The sequence below is a fragment of the Streptomyces sp. NPDC015171 genome, from assembly GCF_043079545.1.
Lineage (GTDB): Bacteria > Actinomycetota > Actinomycetes > Streptomycetales > Streptomycetaceae > Streptomyces.
Window position 1 is genome coordinate 22,609 of the sequence record NZ_JBIBUO010000025.1, and the last position, 18,819, is coordinate 41,427.

Below are 18,819 nucleotides of genomic sequence, written 5' to 3' on the forward strand. Positions count from 1 at the left end.
GACGGCGGCCCCCGGGGTGCACAGCCCCCCGGCCCGGCGGAGAAAGAAACCACGGGCGCCCGGCGGCTCGTGCCGGCCCCCTCGCGCCCGCACCCCGGTGACGGCCGCACCCGACCATGGAGGACCCATGCCGTTCGCTCCCTGCCTCAGTGTCAAGGACACCGCCGCCAGCATCGCGTTCTACAAACAGCTCGGCTTCGACATCGATTCCAGCACCGCCAGCCCCGGCGACGACATCCACATGCTGCTCTACCAGGGCGCTTTCTGCGGAATGCTCTACAGCAACGCCGACCTGAAGAACTGGCTGCCCGTCCTGGCCAACACCCCCATTGGCTTCGCCGGCATGTTCTACCTGGGCGTGGACGACTTCGACGGCGCCCACGACCGCATCTCCCAGCACGCCGAGATCGTCAAGGACACCGGCACCGACCACACTGGCCAGCGCATGTTCTACTTCCGCGACCCGGACGGCTACGTCATCGGCATCAACGACCAGGCCGCCCTCCAGGCCAGCGACCTCGGCAAATACGCCTGACCCGGACTTCGGACAACAGAAGGACCAAGGGCCACGACGTCAGCTGCTGCTTCTGCGAGACACCCTGACCGTCCTGGCCTTCAGGCTGGCAATCAGCATGCGCGTCACCCTGGTGGGCGTTCGATCCGGACGGCCCCAGGTCTGCCGGGCACTGCTGCGCTGGACGAAGGCTCGGGCTCCCCGAACCAGGCCTCGCCCTCGGCGGACGCTTCGCCGTCAAAAGCATCCGCTTGGCAGCGCAGAGGTCCAGCACCATCTGCGCAATGTCACGCTGATCAGTGCCCCCACTCCAGGGGGCCACCAGAGTCACCGAAGCATCCCCCGGTCGTGGACCGCTCCTGGCAAAGCATGGTCGTGGGGTCGTAGAGGTCTGCTCCGCCGCACTGGTTCAGGGCGCTGCTGAGGGGCACTTGACCGAGAAGACCGGTGACGGCACCAGGGCCCTTGGTGGTCTTCCCGGTGGGCACGCTGCGGGTGTGGTGGTTGACGCAGGTCCAGGATGAGTCGGAACCTGCGCTTCAACGAGCCGCCGTGGCTATCGTCACCCTCCCCGCTGATCAGGTGACGCGTGGCTACGTGCGTGACTGTGGGAGCGGTTTCCTCGGCTGCGCTCGCTGATGGGGGCCCGCTCGGGCTGACTCGGTGTGCGTTGGCAGCCTGCCCCGATACTACGGTGAACACCCGTTCGGCCCTCTATGCAATTGAGCTCACGGGCATGCGGGGCAGAATCCGGGGTACACGCGGGCGGGTGAACGGGGGAAAACGGGTGGATGCGGCGGAAGCAGTCCCCGAGGGCGACGGCGAGGGCAGTGTCATGCCTGGCAACGCCCCTCTGATACAGGACACCATCGCCCTGGACGGCGACGGATCCTGCATCGCCGACGCACGTCATCGTGCGGTGGGCTTTCTGACCCGCGTGCAGGCTGAGCACGGTCTGCCGGTGTCCGCGCGTGCGATGGACCTGACGCAGCTGGTGGTCAGCGAGCTGGTCACCAACGCCCGCAAGTACGCTCCCGGGCCGGTGCTGATGGAGCTGCGCATCATTGGTGCCGTGGTGGAAGTGGTCGTGTGGGACAGTGATCCCGTCCTGCCGGTGGCCCGGGCCGCCGATGCGGGCAGAGTCGGCCAGCACGGCCTGGAGATCGTCATGGCCGTCGCGCAGGGCTTCGAGGCTCAGCGGGAGCCGGTCGGAAAACGCATCACCGCCCGCGTCGCCCTGCCCGACGACCCCGGCGGAGACATCACCGGACGCCGCCCTCAGTAGTCGGGCGGTCCGATGCCCAGCTGCCCTTGCCGTCCGGTCACCCCGGAAGGCCGCCCCTGGCGGGCAAGCCCAAGGGGGCTCCCTGGGTGCCCCCTTCGAAGGCCCCTTGGGAACCCCCCTTCGGTGCCCGGCACCCCAGGCCGGAGGGAATCCCCCGGACGCCCTCCGGGCCGGGCGCGGCCAGCGGTTGGGCGGCGGCTGGTCGCGAGCAACGAGGGAGCAGAACTGATGACGGGGAGGCGGATCACCAACCCGGCGGGGTCGATGAACAGCTATCAAGAGCTGTCCCGTCACCTGTGGCAGGGGGAGCGGCAGCGGGGCGGCCACCATCATCACTACGACGGGAAGATCCCGATCGTCGCGGTCGTGCTGCGTGATCTCCGCGAGTACGGACCGGCCGGCGCTGTATCCCTCCGCTTCGGCCGCGACCACATGCAGCCGCTCCTGGAGGCGACCGGCAACCCGCACCGTGACGCTGCCGACGCCCGCGAGCACAAGAGTCCAAGGCCCGGCAGGAGGAGTACCAGGCCCAGCTTCCGCGGGCGGCCCAGGAACAGGCGGCGAAGCAGGCAGCCGAGCGCGAGGCCCGCCGCACCGTCTGCACCGGCCGCGGGGCGAAGTTCACCGACGAACGCTGGGAGGCGGCACAGGCGACGGACTGGGGCACCCCGAAGGGCTCCCACCCCCAGCTGTGTGACGGCTGCAAACCCAAGGCGCCGCCGTCGCGAGCGCTGTCCCCACGCCCGGCAGGCAGGACGAGCACCAGGAGCCGCTCCCCGAATGGGCGCGTCAGGAGTTCATGCGCTACCCCCGCCGGCCACGCTGCACCGAGTGGAAAGCGGCGTTCACCGACGAGCGGTGGAAGGCGGTGAAGCGCACCGGCTGGGGCACCGTTCCCATGGAGGCCCGTCCGACGCTGTGCGGGGACTGCGACCAGCAGTACGTCACCGACGTCCAGCAAGCCTGGTCGGACGAGCCCTGGCACGAGGAGCCGGGCCAGGCCGTGCCCGAGCAGAAGGCTGGCGGAACCTGGCTCTTGCGCTTTCGCAGGTGACGCGACGGGGCCCGGCTGTCAGCAGCGGCTGCAAGGCTGAACGGATGGACCGTGATGACGAGCAGCTGCTGCGCGGCCGGATCTACGGCACCGCCACCACCACCCGGGCCCGCTCCCACGACCTGGCTGTGTTCCTCGAGGGCGCCGGCGTCGCCGAACCGAGGCCATCTGGGACGACCCGCAGTGGGTGGAGTGGCGCGGCGGCCAGGCCCGCGAGTTCCACGCCGCCTGACGGAGGCGGCGGGGGCGGGCGCAGCATGTGCCCCCGGCCCCACGCCCCCCCCGCCACCGGTTCCGCATCCGAATCCGTACGTCGGCGAGGAACAGGCGAGCGCGGTGCTCTGCGGCGACAGCCCCGATCCGCGTGACCCCGCCGCCTACCCCGCGATGGAAGCGGCCGCCGCCGGCCGTGCGGACGACGCCGGACGCTTCTGGACCTGGGCGACCGCGGCCTGCATCATCTGGCCGGCCGTCGCCGCCGACCGCTACCGCGGCCCGTGGAACAGGCCGACGGCACACCCCGTCCTGCTGGTCGGCACCAGGTACGACCCCGCCACCCCCTACGCGAACGCGCAGGCGCTCGCCGGGGAACTGGCCGACGCCCGCCTGCTCACCAACGAGGGGTACGGCCACACCGCCCTCACCAACCCCATCAGCTGTGTGAAGACGTACGAGAGCCGGTACCTGATCGACGGCACACTCCCGCCGCCCGGAGCGACCTGCCGGCAGGACGAGCCCCCCTTCCCGGCACCCAAAGCCGGTCGGCGGCATGGCCACCGGAGGCGGCGGCTTGGCGGCCGCCACCCCCTGAGCCGGCCACGGCCGCCCGGTACGGCGGCTGGCCATCCTCCGCACAGCACTCCGCCGAGGGTGTCACCGGCACCACCCCCGATCCGGTGTCCAGGCCCAGGGACGTCGGACACGGCCGACGGCAGTCTGGACACGTTGGCGAACGGACCGACGCGCATCCCACACACGGACTCGGGGGAATTCCCATGAACGAACGCTTCGTCAGGCGCCTGACCGGCATCGCCGGCATCGTGACCGCCGTCGCCCTCATCGTCGAAGTGCCGTTGTACTTCGTCTACTCGGGGCCGCCACCGGACGCCAACGTGCTGACCAGGCTGCTGATCGGCATCGTCGGTATCACCTCGCTGGCCGTCTTCGTCACCTCGTTCCGGGAACTCGTCAGACTCGCACGGCCCGACTACGAGTGGGCCGGCTCGATGGCGTTCGCCATCGGCCTGGTGTACACGGCGATCGCCCTGGTCTCGACCGGGTTGGAGGCCGGTGCGGTGATCGCCGCCGACCGTCCCATCGATCCGACGATCACGGTCAGCGGCACCTACATCCTCTACGGCACGATCTCCCGGCTGTTGCTGGCACTGTTCCTGGCAGCACTGGGACATGTCGTCTGCCGCGCCGACTTGCTGCCGCGCTGGGTCGGCAGCTCCGCCTACCTTCTCGCGGGTGTCAACCTGGCTTTCGTACCGTCCCTGTTCTTCGGCAACACCCCGGCCCATTTCTACGCGGCCAACGGCTGGGGCACCACCGCTCTGATGGGGGCGCTCCTCAGCTACTGGCTGCTGGCCGCCGGCATCTCGATCTACCGCAGCTCCACCCGCCACCAGGTCCCGGCCGGTTCCTAGCCACCGATCGGGACCGCGGCCGGAAGCCGCCCCCAGCAGCCCAGGATCTGCCACGCGGACACCGCGCGGCAGATCCTGGGCTCGCTGACGACCCACTCCGAGGCCGGATGCCTGCCGACCCAGCGGCGCACGGGAGTGGGCCCGCGTCCTGGCTGAGCGGGTGGCCGCCGGCCGCCTCGGTGTGGTGGGGCTGTCCTACCGGCCGGCCGACGGCAGTGCACAGCTCGTCGCCCCCCGCGGCCTCGATGCGACGGTGCCTGGCGCGTCCTGACCACCCAGCCGTGGCTGCCCCTACGTGATTTGCCCCGGTCGGATCACCGCTCGATCACCCCCGAAGCGCACCCGAAAGGCACGGCGTCGGCGCCGGCGCTGGTCACACGGTCGTTCGGGGCCCCGCGGCGCGGCGGAGCCGGTTGGCGATCGCCAGTCCCAGCCCCTCCTCCGCCGGCAGGGACGTGACGATGAGGTCGCACCCTTGCTGGTCGAGCTCGCGAAGGAACCCGTACAGCCCGCGCGCGTAGGCGGCCATCGAACCGGGGACCGCCACCACCGAGTGCACCTTCACCTCAGCGTCGGCGAAGGCAGCAGGCAGAAAGACGCCGACCCGGTGCCCCAGTTCCTGCGCCAGCTCCGCCTCGGCGACGACCTTCTCCGGCTCGACCAGGACGACTCGAGCACGGGGCGCATAGTGCGACGGATGCTGGCCCGGCACTCGGATGTGACTGGTCGCAGGGACCGCAAGCGGCCGCCTCAGCACCGCTTCGAGATCCTCGCGTGTCACCCCGCCGGGCCGCAGGATGGTCGGGATCTCGCCGGTGGCGTCGACGATGGTCGACTCGAGACCGACCTCACAGAGGCCGCCGTCCAGCACGAAGTCGACGGCGTCACCGAGCTCGGCACGGACGTCGTCCGCGGTCGTGGGGCTGACCGAGCCGAAGCGGTTGGCGGACGGGGCCGTGACCCCGCCACCGAAGGCCGACAGCAGCGCGAGTGCGACGGGGTGGTCGGGCACGCGCACGGCCACCGTCTCCAAGCCGCCGGTCGCTTCGAGGGGCACCCGGTGACCGCGCCGCAGGACCAGAGTCAGCGGCCCCGGCCAGAAGCGTTCGGCCAGCAAGCGGGCCGTCGCGGGTACCTCCTGGACCCACTCGTCCAGATGCTCCGCGCCGCTGAGGTGGACGATCAGAGGGTGCGAAGCCGGGCGCCCCTTGACCTGGAAGATACGCGAGACCGCGGCGGGGTCCTCAGCGTTGGCACCCAGTCCGTAGACGGTCTCGGTCGGCAGAGCCACCAAGCCCCCGTCGCGCAGCACATCGGCTGCCTTCTCGATGTCAGTGGTTCTTACCGTCACCCTCGCCATCTTAGAAGCCCCAGGGACCGGCGACGGTTGTGACCGATATCCCCCAACCCCGACACACGACGGCCTCCCGGTGCTGGACAGGAATCGGGAGGCCGGCAGCACGAGTGCCGGGTCGGAGTGCAAGTGCACGTGCGCACCGGTTCAACTCGTCTCATGCCCTCCCTCTGTCCAGGCGGATCGGTTCGTCATGCTGGTCAGGGGTGACGTTCAGTCAGGTGAGTTGCAACATCAGCGCCAGCCGTTGTCGCACCGCATGAGTTGCTGCTGCGGTGCGTGGGGGACAGGACTGGGGGAACCCTGCATGGCGGCACGCAGCACTTGCATATGCCCCTGACCTGCTGAAAGAAACACATATTTTATATGCTTGTAGGTGTGATGTAAGGGCATGCGGTGGCCAGGAGGTTGATAACAATGGTTCCCCTGCTTCTGGTTCTTCTGCTGGCTCTGATCCTCTTCGGTGCGGGTTTCGCGTTGAAGGCGCTGTGGTGGATCGCGGTGATCGTGCTCGTCGTGTGGCTGCTGGGCTTCGTCGTGCGTACGGCGGACAGCGGCGGCCGCAAGGGTCGCTGGTACCGCTGGTAGACGCATCACACCCGGCGCGATCAGCGCGCCACGCGCGTAAGGCGTTTTTGGGGCCCCGGCCGGACACGGCCGGGGCCTCGAACGCGTAACCCGCCTAGTGGTTGGGAGGCATCGGGCTTATCGGACGCACCGCAGGGTACGTGAGCTATACAGCGGCCCTGCGGACCCAGCAGTGGAACCCTGCTCCTCCTGTCTACGGGGCCGCTGCTCATGCCCTTCGAATCCATCTGGGGGGGGGCTGGCGGCCGCGCGCTGATCTGCTACGCCCCCGACCTGCGCGAGCAGATAGAGGCGTTGCCCGAGGGGACCTCGCTCATCGGCATCAGCACCACCGGCCAAACCATCACCGTCGACCTGGACTCCGAATCCCCGCACGTCCTCGTCTGCACCGCCGGCGGCGGGGGCAGCACCACCGTGGTGCCCTTCCTCGACCCCGAGCGGATCTCCCACCTGTGGGCGAAGGCCCTGCCGACCGTGACTCGCCGCGGGGACGTCGCCGGCATCCACGACGCCCTTCTCGGCCTCGCAGGGGAACTCAAGCGCCGCAAGGCCCTCGCCGACGTGCCGCGGCTGACGCAACAGTGGCACGTTCTGCGGCATGACAGCGTGCTGTGGCTCCGCTGAGAGCACTTGATCATCTGTCAGCTACCGCCGACAGCGCCCTGGGCCTCACGCTGCGGCCCTGCGCGCGCAGGCCGGGTGCCGCCGCAAGCAGCGGCGGCGACTACTTGGCCTTGTGGACGTTGTCCTTGTATGCCGTGGCGGGGTCGTTGGTGTTGTACTGGTTGCCGGGTGTTTCGAAGTTGCAGACGATGTAGGTCTCGTACCAGTACCACCCGGAGCCGTCATCGGGCTTCTCTCCGCCGGCGCGGGCGCAGCCGATCTTGGTGGTGCTCGCCCACACGAGCTGGGTGAAGTTGTCGGCTTTGTTCTGCGGGCCGGGGTTGTCGAAGTCGTACTTCCTGGCCTCGTTGTACCACCCGTCCACGGCTTGCTTGCAGGTGCGGGGCTTGTAGGGGGCGGATTCGTCACTATGGCCGGTCGACCCGCGGTCGAGGTTCTCGCCGTAGCGGGGGTCGAGGCCGTCGTGGGTCGGCTTGCCGGCTGCTGATACCTCCTGCGCCCGCTCCTGGGCATACTCGATCAGGGTTTCGTCGAAGGTGAGCGGCGGGGCGCCGTGGCGGGCGCGGTAGGCGTTGACCGTGTCCTGACAGTCCTTGAGGAAGGCGTCGTCGGTGATGTCGGGCTGCGGGTCTGCCCAGGCAGATGGGGCCGAGGCCGTCAGCATCACGGCGGCGGCCAGGCCGGCCGCTCCCAGGACGGACTTCCATTTCGGGTATCGCTTCAAGGCATGCTCCCAGTCGCACGAGTACTTGTCGTGATCAACTTGGCCGGGAAACATGAGGACACGAGAGGCGCCGCAAGCGTCATTTCGAGCTGGTTCTGTACCGGGACAACCGCAACAGGTCGATGCCCCAGGACGAGTCGCGGGCGATCACGACCGGGATCACCAAGGAGCAGGGCGACACGTTCAGTGTCAACACGGTTGTGACGGTCGGTGCGTCGGTCGGTGTGACGGCGGGCGCGAAGCCGTTCGGTGTGGGGGCGGAGACGACGGTGACGGCTTCGGTGTCGGCGACGGTGGAGATGGGGTACGAGCGGCGTACCAACATCACTGCGATGCGGGAGGAGACACCAAGACCCGGGGGCTGACGATTCCGGCGCGGGCTCCGGCGTGTCTGTGGCTGGAGCATCACGAGATCCTCCCGACCGGCGCGAACGGGACACCCCGGGCAGTCAGCATTCGCTGGGCTTCGACACCGATTACTACGTCACCGGCGAGTTCCCGGCCGGTTCGGGTGCGGGCCACTGGGAGAGCGGCCCGGATGGCCGGCGGGTGGCCGCGCCGGCCTGCAACCTGCCGCCGGACAAGCTCCTGGCCGCCGAGCGCGCGGTTTAGCCGGTCTGCCCGGGGCCGCGGGCCGCCGGTGGCGGCCCCGCACCTCCGCCAGCTCCTTGACCAGCTGTTCTTCGAGTTCGTCCAGTCCCGCGCGCCGCGCGGTGATCCGTTCCAGCAGTTCGGGAACTAGCATGCACAGAATCGTAGGAGGCGGCCGCACCGCAGCGAGCAAGGACCGGACGGTGCAGACCAGCAGGTGAATGCACATGGCTGACCTGGTCGCGGAAGCCCGCGATGTGGCGCGCGGACGGGCGCTGTCGGCGTCGGCGGCCCGCCCGACAGACAAGCGACGGTCCCCGGCATGCCGGGGACTGCGCCGACGAGTCCTCGTGACGCTCCGGCGTGCGGACAGGCCAGGGCACCGGCTGCGCCGCGTCCTGAGCCCGTAAGGGCCCCACGAGCAAGGGCCGTTACCACCTGGTGCCCCAGCAGTAACGTCCGGATCTAGCGTTGTTCCCACGCGAGAGCCAATGATGCGATCATTACATGAAGAAGATCGCAGCGGCCGCAGCAGCACTCGTAGCCGTGGCCTCCCTGCTGGCGGGGCCTGTCGCCTCTGCGGCCCCCATGCCCGCACAGCCGCACCCCTGGGACAAGCGCATCAAGTGCCAGGCCAAGGACCCCACGGGCCGGAAGATCGTCACCCGTTACGGGAACTCCGAGTTCGGCTGGCAGCACTTCACCGGCCGCCACAACATCAAGAAGTGCGGAACGATCGCGGCCGTCGTCAACGAGCACCCCGAGAGCGACGACCATCACGGCCGCCTCGTGTATGGCGGGGTAGAGTTTGAGACCGGCGTACCCCGGCCTCGGATGGTGAAGATCGTGGTCATCGTTCAGTACTCACGCAAGACCCAGGACCAGCGATACGACGCCGGTAGGGGGCAGACCATCGGCGTCATCAACGCGTTCTGCAAGAACCAGCCGGGGAACAAGTGCCCGGCCTGGGCGAAGCTGTGACAGCTCCAGGCCAGGACCACCACCAGGGCGTCTTCGAGCGTCTGCCCGGGATCGTCCGCGCCCTGGTCGCCCATCACACGCCGGACGTCCCCGCCTTCAAGGGGCTGGTGATCACCGGCAGCGACCGTATGCGGCTGTACCTCACAGCACCCGACGGAAGCGTCACCTACGGCGCCGACGTGATCATCAGCCACACCGGCCCCGGCCTGCTCGCCGGAATCACATCCGGCTACCTCGACAACGAGCATGACCAGAAGCCGACCGACGATCCCCTGTGCGATGTGGTCGTAGACCTGACCAGCTACTGAACGGCCACCAGCGCGCGCACCAGGAACACGAGCGGCCTCCCGGAAGACATCTTCTCCCGGGAGGCCGCTCGTCGCTTCCTTCCAGAACGTTGAAGGCGGAGACAGAGAGGTGGTGTCCCCCCTCGATTCCTTTTGAGTGCCAGGCACTGACAGACGATCTTCTCCGCGGACCCCCGCCCACGACCAGCACGAGTACCCCAAGAACCGATCACGCCAGCCCTTTGACCTGCGACTTCAAGTTGGCGGCATCTCACCGCACCGCACCGCACCACCGCACCCGGTGCGCATTCACCCCGCAGGGGGGTGCGGCTACCGGTGCGCACCGGCAGCCGCGTGAGCCACCGCCAGGTGCGCGTCGCGCGACGCCTCCAAGGTGTCGGCGAAGTCCTCGTGGTCGGGGTCCGGGACGACGCTCACCATGAACCGGATGATGCTGCGGGCGATGCCCGACACCGCCGTGGTGGGAGAGTCCCGCGCCCAGTTGCGCAGCGCGGACAGCAGCACGCACCCGACCCCGTCCAGGGCGAAGGAGTCCGCGCACAGGTCGGTTTCTGCGTCCACGGCCGTGACGGGCCAGACGATGTCCTCTGCGAGCCGCAGCAGGATGAACGCCAGCTCCGGGTCGGCTTCCGCCCGCCCGGCGACGGCACCGCCGCCACCCATCTGGAGCGCCAGGAGGTAGTCGAAGCCCCGCTCCACCTGGTCGGGCGTCAGCGGAGTACGGGACGGGATCAGGTACGGCATCAAGCTCTCCTCACGATGGCCGCCGCGCGACTCGCGGCGTGCTCATCGCATGGTTGGCGTGCGGGCCTGTGGACAGAGCCCAGAGATTTCTCCCTGCTGCGAGCGAACGGGACGAAGTTGGCTGAGCGCGGCGACCAGTGAGGGTCAGTCGCCCTGGTTGGCCTGCTGAGTGATCTCGAAGGTGATGAACTCGGCCGGGCGGACGAGGGCGGCGCCGACCTCGGCGGTCAGGGTGCCTCGTTGGACTTCCTCGGGTGGGTTGTTGGTCCCGTCGCAGATCACGTAGAACGCCTCCTCGGTCGCCTTCCCGACCAGCATCCCGCGCCGCCACAGGTCCGTCAGGAAGCTGGTGATCATGGCCTTCACAGAGGTCTGCAGGCGATCGTCGTTCTGCTCGAAGGCCACCCAGTTCGTGCTCTGGCGGATGGACTGCTTGATGAAGTTCACCGAGCGCCGCACGTTGATGTACGTGTGCTCGACGTCGGTGGCGTCACTGGCAGCGAGGGTGCGCGCGCCCCAGACCAGGATCCCCGAGCCGGGAAACGTCCGGATCGCATTTACCCCGAGGTTGTTCAGCTCCGCCTGTTCCGTGTCGCTGATCTCGTGGGAGAGGCCGACCACGCCGCGAAGAGTCTCGTTGGCGGGCGCCTTGTGCACGCCACGCTCGGCGTCGACCCGGGCCCACACGCCGGCCACGTGGCCGGTGGGAGGGGCAGTCAGCCGGGGCCCCTTTGGGTCGGAATGGTCGAGGACTTCAACCCATGGGTGGTAGACCGTGACCTGTCGGCGTGCGTCCGGCTTGATTCCCAGGCCCGCATCCGTGTTCGGTGACGCTCCGGTGTCCTTGGGCAGGTGAAGGATGGCAACACGGTTGTCCATCCGCGCGCAGTGGTCAGCGATCAGCCCGGCCGATGCGTGGGCTTCCTGCTCAGAGGCCCCGCTCCACAAGTCCGGAGCGACGACGATGGTGATCTCTCCGATAGCCTCCAGTTTGCCGAGCGCGTTGCCTAGCCCTTTCCTGCCGCTCACGGGTGCCAGGTAGCACTTGCCGCCGCCGTTCTGGAACCAGCCGTACACGGACATCCACAGAGCTTGGGACACCTCGAACTCTGGCGTCGCACGTTCCTCGTCCTGCACAGCACCGGCGATGAGCGCCCGTTCCTCGAACTGCCTCCAGGAGCTGAGGGCGACAGGCCTCGCTTCGGCATTGGCGATATCCGCGAGGAACACCGCAATGGCCGTTGATGCCCCACTGACGAACCGGACCCCAGCCGTGGAAACCTGATTGATCTTGGGCATGACTCTCCACTCGTTTGGCGATCACCAGCCACAGCACCGTACGCACTGCCAGCTCCGCGCCGCGCCGCTACCGACCGCTTCCCGACAAGTTCCTCCCCACGAGCAAGACAGGCTGGACACGCGCACCCAAAAGGAGGAAGAGGCGGGTGACTTTTCGCTCAAACCGCCGGGCAGAACGGCGATCCGCCTTGCTGAGTCGCTCTGCGCGCTCAGAGGCCATCTAAGGGCTGTCCCGGAATGATCTTTTGGTTGGAGGTAGAGAGGTGTTGCCTCAGCAGCATGGCGCTTGATGCCTTCGCGCGCCGGGTATCGCAGGCGCATGCAGGCATGGGGAGAGGTCGTGGGGGTGGGAGCCCGGTGGGAGAGTTTTCTGCGGGGCGTGGTGAAGCGGGCGCTGGCGGGAGAGGAGCCGCAACCGTGGTGGGTGCCGCGGCGCGTGCTGACCGTGGTGTCGGCCGATGTCGACGACACTGCCGGGGTCGGGGCGATCTGGATCCTGTGGCGTCCGAATTCATCGCGAATGCGTGAGCACATTGCGCTCCTTGAGTGGTTCGGCAAGCAGTGGCGGTACGTCGGGGGCGGCAGCGGCTCCGGAGACGATCCTGTCGACGTTGATGTGCTCGACGTGTGCAATGGCGGGGGCGTGCTCAGCCTCACCCGCAGCCTTGACCTTCCGCGCTCCCTCGCCGCGGCCCCATGGATCAGTTGCGTCAAAGTACGCCTCGGGCAGGACGTGGGGCAGGTCCTTATCGGTGCCCGCCGCATCGAGGTTCCCGAGCAGCGCAGTCTCCTTGCTGTATGGACGTCGCCTCAGAGCAGCCGTGGAGTTCGTCCCGTCATCGTGGCCCTGGGACGCGACGGCGCCGAACTCTCCCGCATGGGCCCCCATGACAGCCTGGACACTCATACCTGGGCGCGACTGAGAGAGGAGTCGTAGCCAAGCTGCTTCGTGGGTCTCCGTCGTACTGGCTGTTCTGGCTGTTTCCTGCCGGTCACCCAGCGAGAGTGAGGTTGTGCAGGCGAGCGATGCCAAGCATGGCGTGGTGGACGCCGGAGAACTGGAAGATCCTGCGCGACTGCCGCCAGAAAGGAGACGGCCTTCACCACGCGGTCCAAGCCGTCGCCACCATGCACAACCTCGCCATGGCGCAGTAAAACACCAGGTCAGGCGTCACTTCAGCCTGCCGAAGCCGGATCTTCTGCAACACCCTTTAGCCTCGCCTTCAAGGGCGAAGACGTCCACGGCGCAGAGGCCACGTGGATCGTCACCGCTCCCGTCGCCCGGGCCATCGCCGTTCTCGAACGCTTCCAGCCCCTGGAGCAGCCCTACTTGCTCGCCCCCGCAGCCAGCACCCGCCGCCGCAGCACATTCCCGGTGCCCAACAGCAACACCACCAACAAGGACATCGCCTTCCTGATTTCCTGGATCACCGCCGACTGCGACGACCGCTGCCGTCCGGACGGGATCCCCCGGAAACGGGGCCGGCTGCCTCGGCTGACCACGCGGCAGTTCCGGCGGACACTGGCCTGGTTCATCGCCCGCCAACCCGGAGGCGCCATTGCGGGAGCCCTGCAATACCGTCACCAGTGTATTCAGATGTTCGAGGGCTACGCCGGCACCAGCGACTCCGGCTTCCGCGATGAGGTCGAAGCCGAGCAAGCCCTCGCCCGTGGCCAGCTCCTCGCCGAGCTGGGCGCCGATGAACACCCCGCCCGACGCTGGCTGGGCCGGCCGGCGCCGAGGCCGAAGCCCGGCTCGCGGAGTTCGCCCGACACACCGTCTTCGACGGACAGGTCGTCACTGACGAAGCCCGCCTGCGCCGCATCGTGGCCCGCCACGACCCGCACATGTACCTGGGGAGCTTCGTCACCTGCGTCTACAACCCCGACCGCGCCCTGTGCGGCACGTCCAACGACCACGGCGACAGCCAGCCCGTCCTGGCCGACTGCCAGCCCCTCGCCTGCCGAAACACCGCCCTCACCCCTGCCAACCGCCAGGCGCTAAACGGCCACCTGGCCAAGCTGGAGGACGCCCTGGCCAACCGCGACCGCCTCGCCCCCTATGTCCGCCAGCGCCTGGAGGAACAGCACCGTGAGACTGCCGCGTTCCTCGCTCGCCACGCCCCGGAGACTGCCGAGTGAAGCGTGCCCTGCCCGACGTCGACACCGTCAAGGCCGCCATCGACATGGTCCTCCAAGAGGCAGCCACCAGAGGACACCGCCCGACCGTCACCGCCATCGAGCGGCACCTCGGCATCCCCCACGCCACCTTCCACCGCCACTACGCCGATCTGATCGACACCCACTTCCGGCCCCGCATCCCTACGACCACCCCCACACGGCCCAGGCACAATCCTCCGAGCCCGACCAGCGACGGGAGGCGAATCTGGCCCGACTGCGGAAGGAGACACCGAGCTGCGACGCACACTCACCCTCTACGCGGAAGCCATCCGCCAACTTGCCGTCGAGAACGAGGCCCTGCGCACCGGTGCCACCGTCATCCCCCTCCAAGCCCGGCCCCGGCGCACCTCGCCGCCATCCTCCTGAACTGGGGCCCCGCGCGACGGCACGGCTCAGCGTGCGCGAGAGTGCGGCACGGCGTAGATGCGGCGGTGTGGCCCTGACACCCCCGATCCAGCCGATGCTCGCCGAGGCCCGACATGAGCTGCCCCGGCCGGGGCAATGTCAGGACAACTGATCATGGAGGTCAAGCCGGACGGCTTCCGGGCCATCCTCGTGAGCTGGAGTACCACCCCGTGCACCTCGACCTGGTGGCCGAGTTCCAGGCCGATACCGCCGTCGGCGAGGGCCGTTACCGTCACCGGTGCGCTTCTTGCGGCTTCGAGAAGACCTCACACCGGGCGACGTGCCGCCGTTCGGCAACTGAATTGTCGGCACCAGGGCGCCCCGGCAGTAGAGGAGCTCAATGCGGTGCGCGCTGCGCCCACGCCCCTGGCCCCACGGGTGCTGAGGCAGAGGCAGCGCCGAGTCCTCGACGCCGAGGGCGCTCACTGGGATGCCAGCTGAGGGCACCAGGTGCCGTCGAGCGGGATGCCGGCGGTGGCTGCGATCCGGTTGCGGGATTCGAGCAGTCGGGTCCGCAGGGCCGCCAGCTCCACGTTCACCAGCACGCCGTTGCGCTTGACGACGCGGCCGGCGGCCAGGACGGTGTCCACCAGGCCGGGGTGGCCCTGGCTGACGATGCTTGAGGCGGGGTCGGTGACGGGGAAGATCGTCAGGTCGTCGGTGCGCAGCAGGATGATGTCGGCGTCCTTGCCGGGGGTGAGGCTGCCGGTGCGGTGTGCGAGGCCCATGGAGGCGGCGGCGTCGATGGTGGCGAAGTCGAGCAGGTCGCGTGAGCGCAGGCGTCCGTCGATGCCGCGCTGGGCGGCGAAGGCGGTGCGCAGGGTGGAGAACATGTCGCCGGCGACGGAGGGGACGTCGTCGATGGACAGAGTGGGGCGCAGGCCCGCGTCGAGGGCGAGGCCGGTCATAGGGGCGCCGAAGCCCATCTTGAGTTCGACGTCGGGGCTGATCGAGATGGATCCGCCGGCGTCGGCGAGCATGCGTAGTTCGTTCACGCCGATGCCGTTGGCGTGGACGCCGGTGAGGGTGTCGCGCAGCAGGCCGTGTTCGCGCAGTTCCGCGATGACGCCGGGGGCTTCGACGTGGAGGCTGATGCGCAGGCCGAGCTCGTCGGCGAGCTTGACCTCGCCGGCGGTGGTGTCGATGCCGGTGGCGCCGGGGCCGCGCATGCCGAGCGCCAGGTCGATGCGGCCGCCGCCGGACAGGATGGCGCGCACGCGGCGGATGTCGTCCTCGACTGCGGTGTCGCTGCCCCAGCCTGCGCCGAGGCAGAAGACGGAGCGGCCGGGGGCGTCGGTGAGGGCGGCGATGGCGGCGTCCTCATGCTGGTGGGTCTGGGCGACGTGGTACCAGTCGAGCATGGTGGTGACGCCGGAGTGCAGGGCCTCCAGGCGGCCCATGAGGGTGCCGATGTAGACGTCGTCGGGGGTGTAGTGGGGCTTGACGGTGTGGTGCATGGCTTGGGCCCACTGCGGGAAGGTCCAGTCGGATCCGGCGCCACGGAAGGCGGTCTGCCAGGTGTGGCGGTGGTTGTCGACGAAGCCGGGCATCAGGATCCGCTCGCTCGCGTCGATGACCTCGGCGTCGGGCGCGTCGATGCGCGAGGCGACCTCGATGATCTGTCCATCCTCGATGAGGACGTCGCCGCGGGCCAGGTCGCCGAGGGCCGGGTCCATGGTGACGACGGTGCCGCCGGTGATGAGGGTGTTCATGGTGTCGCTCCTTGCACGTGCACGGTCGCAGGGATGATGGGCGGCCGGAGGGGCCGTTGCAGTCAGTCGGTCAGGCCTGGGCGAAGACGGTGTCGGCCCCAGCGAGGGCGTCGGCGACGAGGTCGGCGGTGTCCTCGGTGCCGGCAGCCAGGCGCACCAGGCCGGGCGGTACGGCGTCGGTGATCTGCTCGTCGCTGAGCATGCCGCGCCACATCGAGGCGGGGTGGACGGCCAGGGACTCGACTCCGCCGAGGCTGGCGGAGCGCTGGGAGTAGCGCAGGTGGCCGAGGAAAGCGTCGGCCGCCTCGAAGCCGCCGGTGAACTCGACGCTCAGGACGCCGCCGAAGCCGCTCATCTGGTCGGCGGCGAGCTTGTGCTGGGGGTGGGATTCCAGGCCCGGGTAGTTGACCTGGGCGACGGCCGGGTGCCCGGACAGAGCCTGCGCGAGGGCCAGGCCGTTGTCGTTGTGGCGGGGTACGCGCAGCGGCAGGGTGCGGATGCCGCGCAGCAGCAGCCACGCGTCGATCGGGCCGAGAGCGGCGCCGGTGAGCAGGCTGGTGTCCCAGATCCGGTCCAGGATCTCGGCGGGTCCGGCGAGGGCTCCGGCGGAGACGTCGGTGTGCCCGTTGAGGTACTTGGTGGCGCTGTGCCACACCACGTCGATGCCGAACTCGGCGGGCCGCTGGTTGAGCGGGGTGGCGAAGGTGTTGTCCGCCAGCGTGGTGATGTTGTGGGCGCGGGCGAGTTCGGCGACGGCGCGCAGGTCGGTGATGTGCAGTAGCGGGTTGCTGGGCGTCTCCACCAGGATGAGGCGCGTCTTGGGGGTGATGGCCTGCTGGAACGCCTCCGTGTCGCGCTGGTCGACCAGAGTGGTGGAGACCCCCAGGCGCGGCAGGAGGTTCAGCAGGACCGAGGCGGTGCCGCCGTAGGTCGACTTCTGCCCGATGACGTGGTCGTCGGCGGAGACCAGGGCGAGGACAGCGGTGGTGATCGCGGCCATGCCGGAGGCGGTGACCATCGCCGCTTCGGTGCCCTCCAGCTCCGCCAGCACCGCGGCGACCTGGGCATGGTTCGGGTTGCCGAACCGGGTGTAGAAGCCCTTGCCGCGCGGCTCGGTCGCGCCCAGGGCGAACGCCTCGCCGTCGCCCGCGGAGAACGCGGCGGTCTGGTAGATCGGGGGTGCCACCGCGGGATCGGGGTGGACATGGCGGTCGGCGTGGACGGTGACGGTGCTGCGGCCCGGCATAGCTGGCCCCTCCGTAAACAAGTGGTTTGTCGCTAGCCAGCATGCGGGCCGTGACGCTGCCATGGTCCGTCTGCCAGCACATTCGACATAAAATTGCGCACCTCACAGGCAGTACCTGGTGCAAGAGGGAGTTTCTTAGCAATAATCTGCCTTCATGGATGAGATGGACCGGGCGATCCTGGCCGTGCTGGAGCGCGATGGGAGGATCAGCAACAGCGAGCTCGCCGCGCGGGTGGGCCTGTCGCCCTCGCCGTGCCTGCGCCGAGTACGACAGCTGGAGGAGCGAGGGGTGATCCGCGGCTACCGGGCGGTGGTGGACCCAAAGGCGGTGGGACGGGGCCTGCGCCTGTTCGCCGGGGTGCGGCTGGCGCGGCACGTGCGTGCGGACGTCGCCTCCTTCGAGAACGCGGTGATGCAGCTGGCCGAAGTGCGGGCGTGTCACCACATCACGGGTAGCTTCGACTACTTGCTGCACGTGGAGGTCGCCGATCTGGATGCCTACGAGGACTTCCACGCCACCCGGCTCGCGTCCCTGCCGGGGGTGGCCACCGTCAACACCTTCGTCATCATGAAGACCCTCGACAACGTCTGAACTCCCTGGTAGCCCCCCGCCGCGTCGCGGTGCGAGCTGTACCGTCGGCCGGGGCAGGGAGCGCACGGTCGGCCCGGCGGGGTGTCAGAGGATGACCGTGCCGCGAATCATGACGGCGGTGTCCCCGCCGATCCAGACGGTGCCGTCGTTCTCCGCTGTGACGGTGATGCCGGCGTCCCGGCCTGTGCGGGAGCCCTGGGAGACGCGGTAGGAGGCCGGGGCGGCGCCGCTGGCGGTGAGCCACTGGGCGACACCGGCGTTCATGCTGCCGCAGGCCGGGTCCTCGGGGACGCCGACGGCGGGGGCGAAGGTTCGCATCTCGTAGCGGTATTCGCTGCCATGGGGGTGGGCACCGATGGCTCCGACCATCGCGTCGGGGATGAGGGACAGGTCGGGTTCCAGTTCCAGGACCTCGCGGGCGGTGGCCAGCTGGATCACGGCCCAGCCGGGGCCGTTGTCGACCCACTGGTGGGCCAGAACCTGCTCGCGGGCGATGCCGAACGCTGCCGTGATCCGCTCCAGGTCGGCGTCGTCGAGGGCACCGTCGCGGATGCGGGGCGGGGCGGCGAACGCCAGGTCGTCGCCCCGGTGGCGGAGGGCGACGAGGTCGGCCGCGCATTCCTGCACGATCCTTCCGGCGTGGCGCGGTGTGTTGCCGGCTTCCAGCCAGGCCCGGGCCGAGCCGAGGGTGGGGTGGCCGGCGAACGGCAGCTCGGCCCCGGGGGTGAAGATCCGCAACCGGTAGTCCGCCTTCTTGGTGGTGGGTGGCAGCACGAACGTGGTCTCCGACAGGTTTGTCCAGCGCGCCAGGGCCTGCATCTGCTCGTCGCTGACTCCGGTGCCGTCGAGTACGACCGCCACTGGGTTGCCCGAAAAGGGGCGGGAGGAGAACACGTCGACCTGCATGAACGGACGGATACGCGGGACGCTGATCACAGCGGGAGCCTTTCGCGACGGCAGGCGGTAGG

The 18,819-nt window shown here is 69.2% G+C and carries 22 protein-coding genes and 2 pseudogenes; 16 read left to right on the forward strand and 8 right to left on the reverse strand.

Annotation, left to right across the window (positions count from 1 at the left end):
• The first annotated feature begins 127 nt into the window (after nucleotides 1-127).
• The 6 genes and pseudogenes from ACF073_RS37855 to ACF073_RS37880 form a co-directional block, all read left to right on the forward strand.
• On the forward strand, nucleotides 128-535 hold the full coding sequence (locus tag ACF073_RS37855) for a VOC family protein (RefSeq protein WP_392076041.1): 408 nt from the start codon (nucleotides 128-130) through the stop codon (nucleotides 533-535).
• Between the two features lie 814 nt (nucleotides 536-1,349).
• Entirely contained in the window at nucleotides 1,350-1,799 is a 450-nt protein-coding gene (locus ACF073_RS37860) for an ATP-binding protein (protein WP_392076100.1), read from the forward strand.
• 799 nt (nucleotides 1,800-2,598) lie between these two features.
• Entirely contained in the window at nucleotides 2,599-2,853 is a 255-nt protein-coding gene (locus ACF073_RS37865) for a hypothetical protein (RefSeq protein ID WP_392076042.1), read from the forward strand.
• A gap of 387 nt (nucleotides 2,854-3,240) precedes the next feature.
• On the forward strand, nucleotides 3,241-3,852 hold the full coding sequence (locus ACF073_RS37870) for an alpha/beta hydrolase (protein ID WP_392076101.1): 612 nt from the start codon (nucleotides 3,241-3,243) through the stop codon (nucleotides 3,850-3,852).
• Nucleotides 3,849-4,502 (forward strand): hypothetical protein, encoded by a 654-nt coding sequence (locus ACF073_RS37875; protein WP_392076043.1) that lies wholly within the window; start codon nucleotides 3,849-3,851, stop codon nucleotides 4,500-4,502. The genes ACF073_RS37870 and ACF073_RS37875 overlap by 4 nt, the downstream gene beginning before the upstream one ends.
• 139 nt (nucleotides 4,503-4,641) lie before the next feature.
• Nucleotides 4,642-4,773: pseudogene (locus ACF073_RS37880) on the forward strand (carbonic anhydrase); the annotation flags it as partial.
• A gap of 102 nt (nucleotides 4,774-4,875) precedes the next feature.
• Here the strand turns inward: ACF073_RS37880 and ACF073_RS37885 are convergent.
• On the reverse strand, nucleotides 4,876-5,862 hold the full coding sequence (locus ACF073_RS37885; protein WP_392076044.1) for an L-threonylcarbamoyladenylate synthase: 987 nt from the start codon (nucleotides 5,860-5,862) through the stop codon (nucleotides 4,876-4,878).
• 411 nt (nucleotides 5,863-6,273) lie between these two features.
• On the opposite strand from ACF073_RS37885, the gene ACF073_RS37890 reads away from it, so the two are divergent.
• Together ACF073_RS37890 and ACF073_RS37895 are read left to right on the forward strand one after the other, a co-directional pair.
• On the forward strand, nucleotides 6,274-6,444 hold the full coding sequence (locus ACF073_RS37890) for a DUF5670 family protein (RefSeq protein WP_011113206.1): 171 nt from the start codon (nucleotides 6,274-6,276) through the stop codon (nucleotides 6,442-6,444).
• Between the two features lie 210 nt (nucleotides 6,445-6,654).
• On the forward strand, nucleotides 6,655-7,068 hold the full coding sequence (locus ACF073_RS37895) for a hypothetical protein (protein ID WP_392076045.1): 414 nt from the start codon (nucleotides 6,655-6,657) through the stop codon (nucleotides 7,066-7,068).
• Between the two features lie 100 nt (nucleotides 7,069-7,168).
• Here ACF073_RS37895 and ACF073_RS37900 read toward each other — a convergent pair whose 3' ends face one another.
• Nucleotides 7,169-7,792 carry a CAP family protein gene (locus tag ACF073_RS37900; RefSeq protein WP_392076046.1) on the reverse strand — a complete coding sequence of 208 codons (624 nt, stop codon included), beginning with the start codon at nucleotides 7,790-7,792 and terminating at the stop codon, nucleotides 7,169-7,171.
• Nucleotides 7,793-7,914: 122 nt separating this feature from the next.
• Between ACF073_RS37900 and ACF073_RS37905 the strand changes: the two genes are divergently transcribed.
• From ACF073_RS37905 to ACF073_RS37920, 4 genes are all read left to right on the forward strand, one after another.
• Nucleotides 7,915-8,157, forward strand: coding sequence for a hypothetical protein (locus tag ACF073_RS37905; RefSeq protein WP_392076047.1), 243 nt, complete (start codon nucleotides 7,915-7,917; stop codon nucleotides 8,155-8,157).
• Between the two features lie 28 nt (nucleotides 8,158-8,185).
• Nucleotides 8,186-8,404, forward strand: a complete 219-nt coding sequence (locus ACF073_RS37910) for a hypothetical protein (protein ID WP_392076048.1) — start codon at nucleotides 8,186-8,188, stop codon at nucleotides 8,402-8,404.
• A gap of 486 nt (nucleotides 8,405-8,890) precedes the next feature.
• Entirely contained in the window at nucleotides 8,891-9,364 is a 474-nt protein-coding gene (locus tag ACF073_RS37915) for a hypothetical protein (RefSeq protein WP_392076049.1), read from the forward strand.
• A complete protein-coding gene (locus tag ACF073_RS37920) occupies nucleotides 9,361-9,672 on the forward strand; it encodes a hypothetical protein (protein ID WP_392076050.1) in 312 nt (103 codons plus the stop codon). Before ACF073_RS37915 ends, ACF073_RS37920 begins: the two co-directional genes overlap by 4 nt.
• Nucleotides 9,673-9,981: 309 nt before the next feature.
• Here the strand turns inward: ACF073_RS37920 and ACF073_RS37925 are convergent, their stop codons facing one another.
• A complete protein-coding gene (locus ACF073_RS37925) occupies nucleotides 9,982-10,416 on the reverse strand; it encodes a hypothetical protein (protein ID WP_392076051.1) in 435 nt (144 codons plus the stop codon).
• Between the two features lie 144 nt (nucleotides 10,417-10,560).
• Nucleotides 10,561-11,715 carry a phage tail sheath family protein gene (locus ACF073_RS37930; protein WP_392076052.1) on the reverse strand — a complete coding sequence of 385 codons (1,155 nt, stop codon included), beginning with the start codon at nucleotides 11,713-11,715 and terminating at the stop codon, nucleotides 10,561-10,563.
• Between the two features lie 319 nt (nucleotides 11,716-12,034).
• Here ACF073_RS37930 and ACF073_RS37935 point away from each other — a divergent pair, with 319 nt between their 5' ends.
• Both ACF073_RS37935 and ACF073_RS37940 read left to right on the forward strand, forming a co-directional pair.
• On the forward strand, nucleotides 12,035-12,652 hold the full coding sequence (locus ACF073_RS37935; protein ID WP_392076053.1) for a hypothetical protein: 618 nt from the start codon (nucleotides 12,035-12,037) through the stop codon (nucleotides 12,650-12,652).
• Between the two features lie 116 nt (nucleotides 12,653-12,768).
• Nucleotides 12,769-12,870 (forward strand): annotated as a pseudogene (locus ACF073_RS37940) (IS5/IS1182 family transposase); the annotation flags it as partial.
• A gap of 16 nt (nucleotides 12,871-12,886) precedes the next feature.
• Here ACF073_RS37940 and ACF073_RS37945 read toward each other — a convergent pair.
• Nucleotides 12,887-13,423 carry a hypothetical protein gene (locus ACF073_RS37945; protein WP_392076054.1) on the reverse strand — a complete coding sequence of 179 codons (537 nt, stop codon included), beginning with the start codon at nucleotides 13,421-13,423 and terminating at the stop codon, nucleotides 12,887-12,889.
• 140 nt (nucleotides 13,424-13,563) lie between these two features.
• Here ACF073_RS37945 and ACF073_RS37950 point away from each other — a divergent pair, with 140 nt between their 5' ends.
• Nucleotides 13,564-13,857, forward strand: coding sequence for a hypothetical protein (locus ACF073_RS37950; RefSeq protein WP_392076055.1), 294 nt, complete (start codon nucleotides 13,564-13,566; stop codon nucleotides 13,855-13,857).
• 866 nt (nucleotides 13,858-14,723) lie between these two features.
• Here the strand turns inward: ACF073_RS37950 and ACF073_RS37955 are convergent.
• Nucleotides 14,724-16,013, reverse strand: a complete 1,290-nt coding sequence (locus tag ACF073_RS37955; protein ID WP_392076056.1) for an amidohydrolase family protein — start codon at nucleotides 16,011-16,013, stop codon at nucleotides 14,724-14,726.
• A gap of 70 nt (nucleotides 16,014-16,083) precedes the next feature.
• The gene (locus tag ACF073_RS37960) at nucleotides 16,084-17,259 is read right to left on the reverse strand and encodes a trans-sulfuration enzyme family protein (RefSeq protein ID WP_392076057.1); all 1,176 of its coding nucleotides are present in this window, start codon (nucleotides 17,257-17,259) and stop codon (nucleotides 16,084-16,086) included.
• 154 nt (nucleotides 17,260-17,413) lie between these two features.
• Between ACF073_RS37960 and ACF073_RS37965 the strand changes: the two genes are divergently transcribed.
• The gene (locus ACF073_RS37965) at nucleotides 17,414-17,851 is read left to right on the forward strand and encodes an Lrp/AsnC family transcriptional regulator (RefSeq protein ID WP_392076058.1); all 438 of its coding nucleotides are present in this window, start codon (nucleotides 17,414-17,416) and stop codon (nucleotides 17,849-17,851) included.
• An 84-nt stretch (nucleotides 17,852-17,935) separates the two neighbouring features.
• Here ACF073_RS37965 and ACF073_RS37970 read toward each other — a convergent pair whose 3' ends face one another.
• Nucleotides 17,936-18,757 carry a PhzF family phenazine biosynthesis protein gene (locus ACF073_RS37970; RefSeq protein WP_392076059.1) on the reverse strand — a complete coding sequence of 274 codons (822 nt, stop codon included), beginning with the start codon at nucleotides 18,755-18,757 and terminating at the stop codon, nucleotides 17,936-17,938.
• Nucleotides 18,758-18,819: the final 62 nt, after the last annotated feature.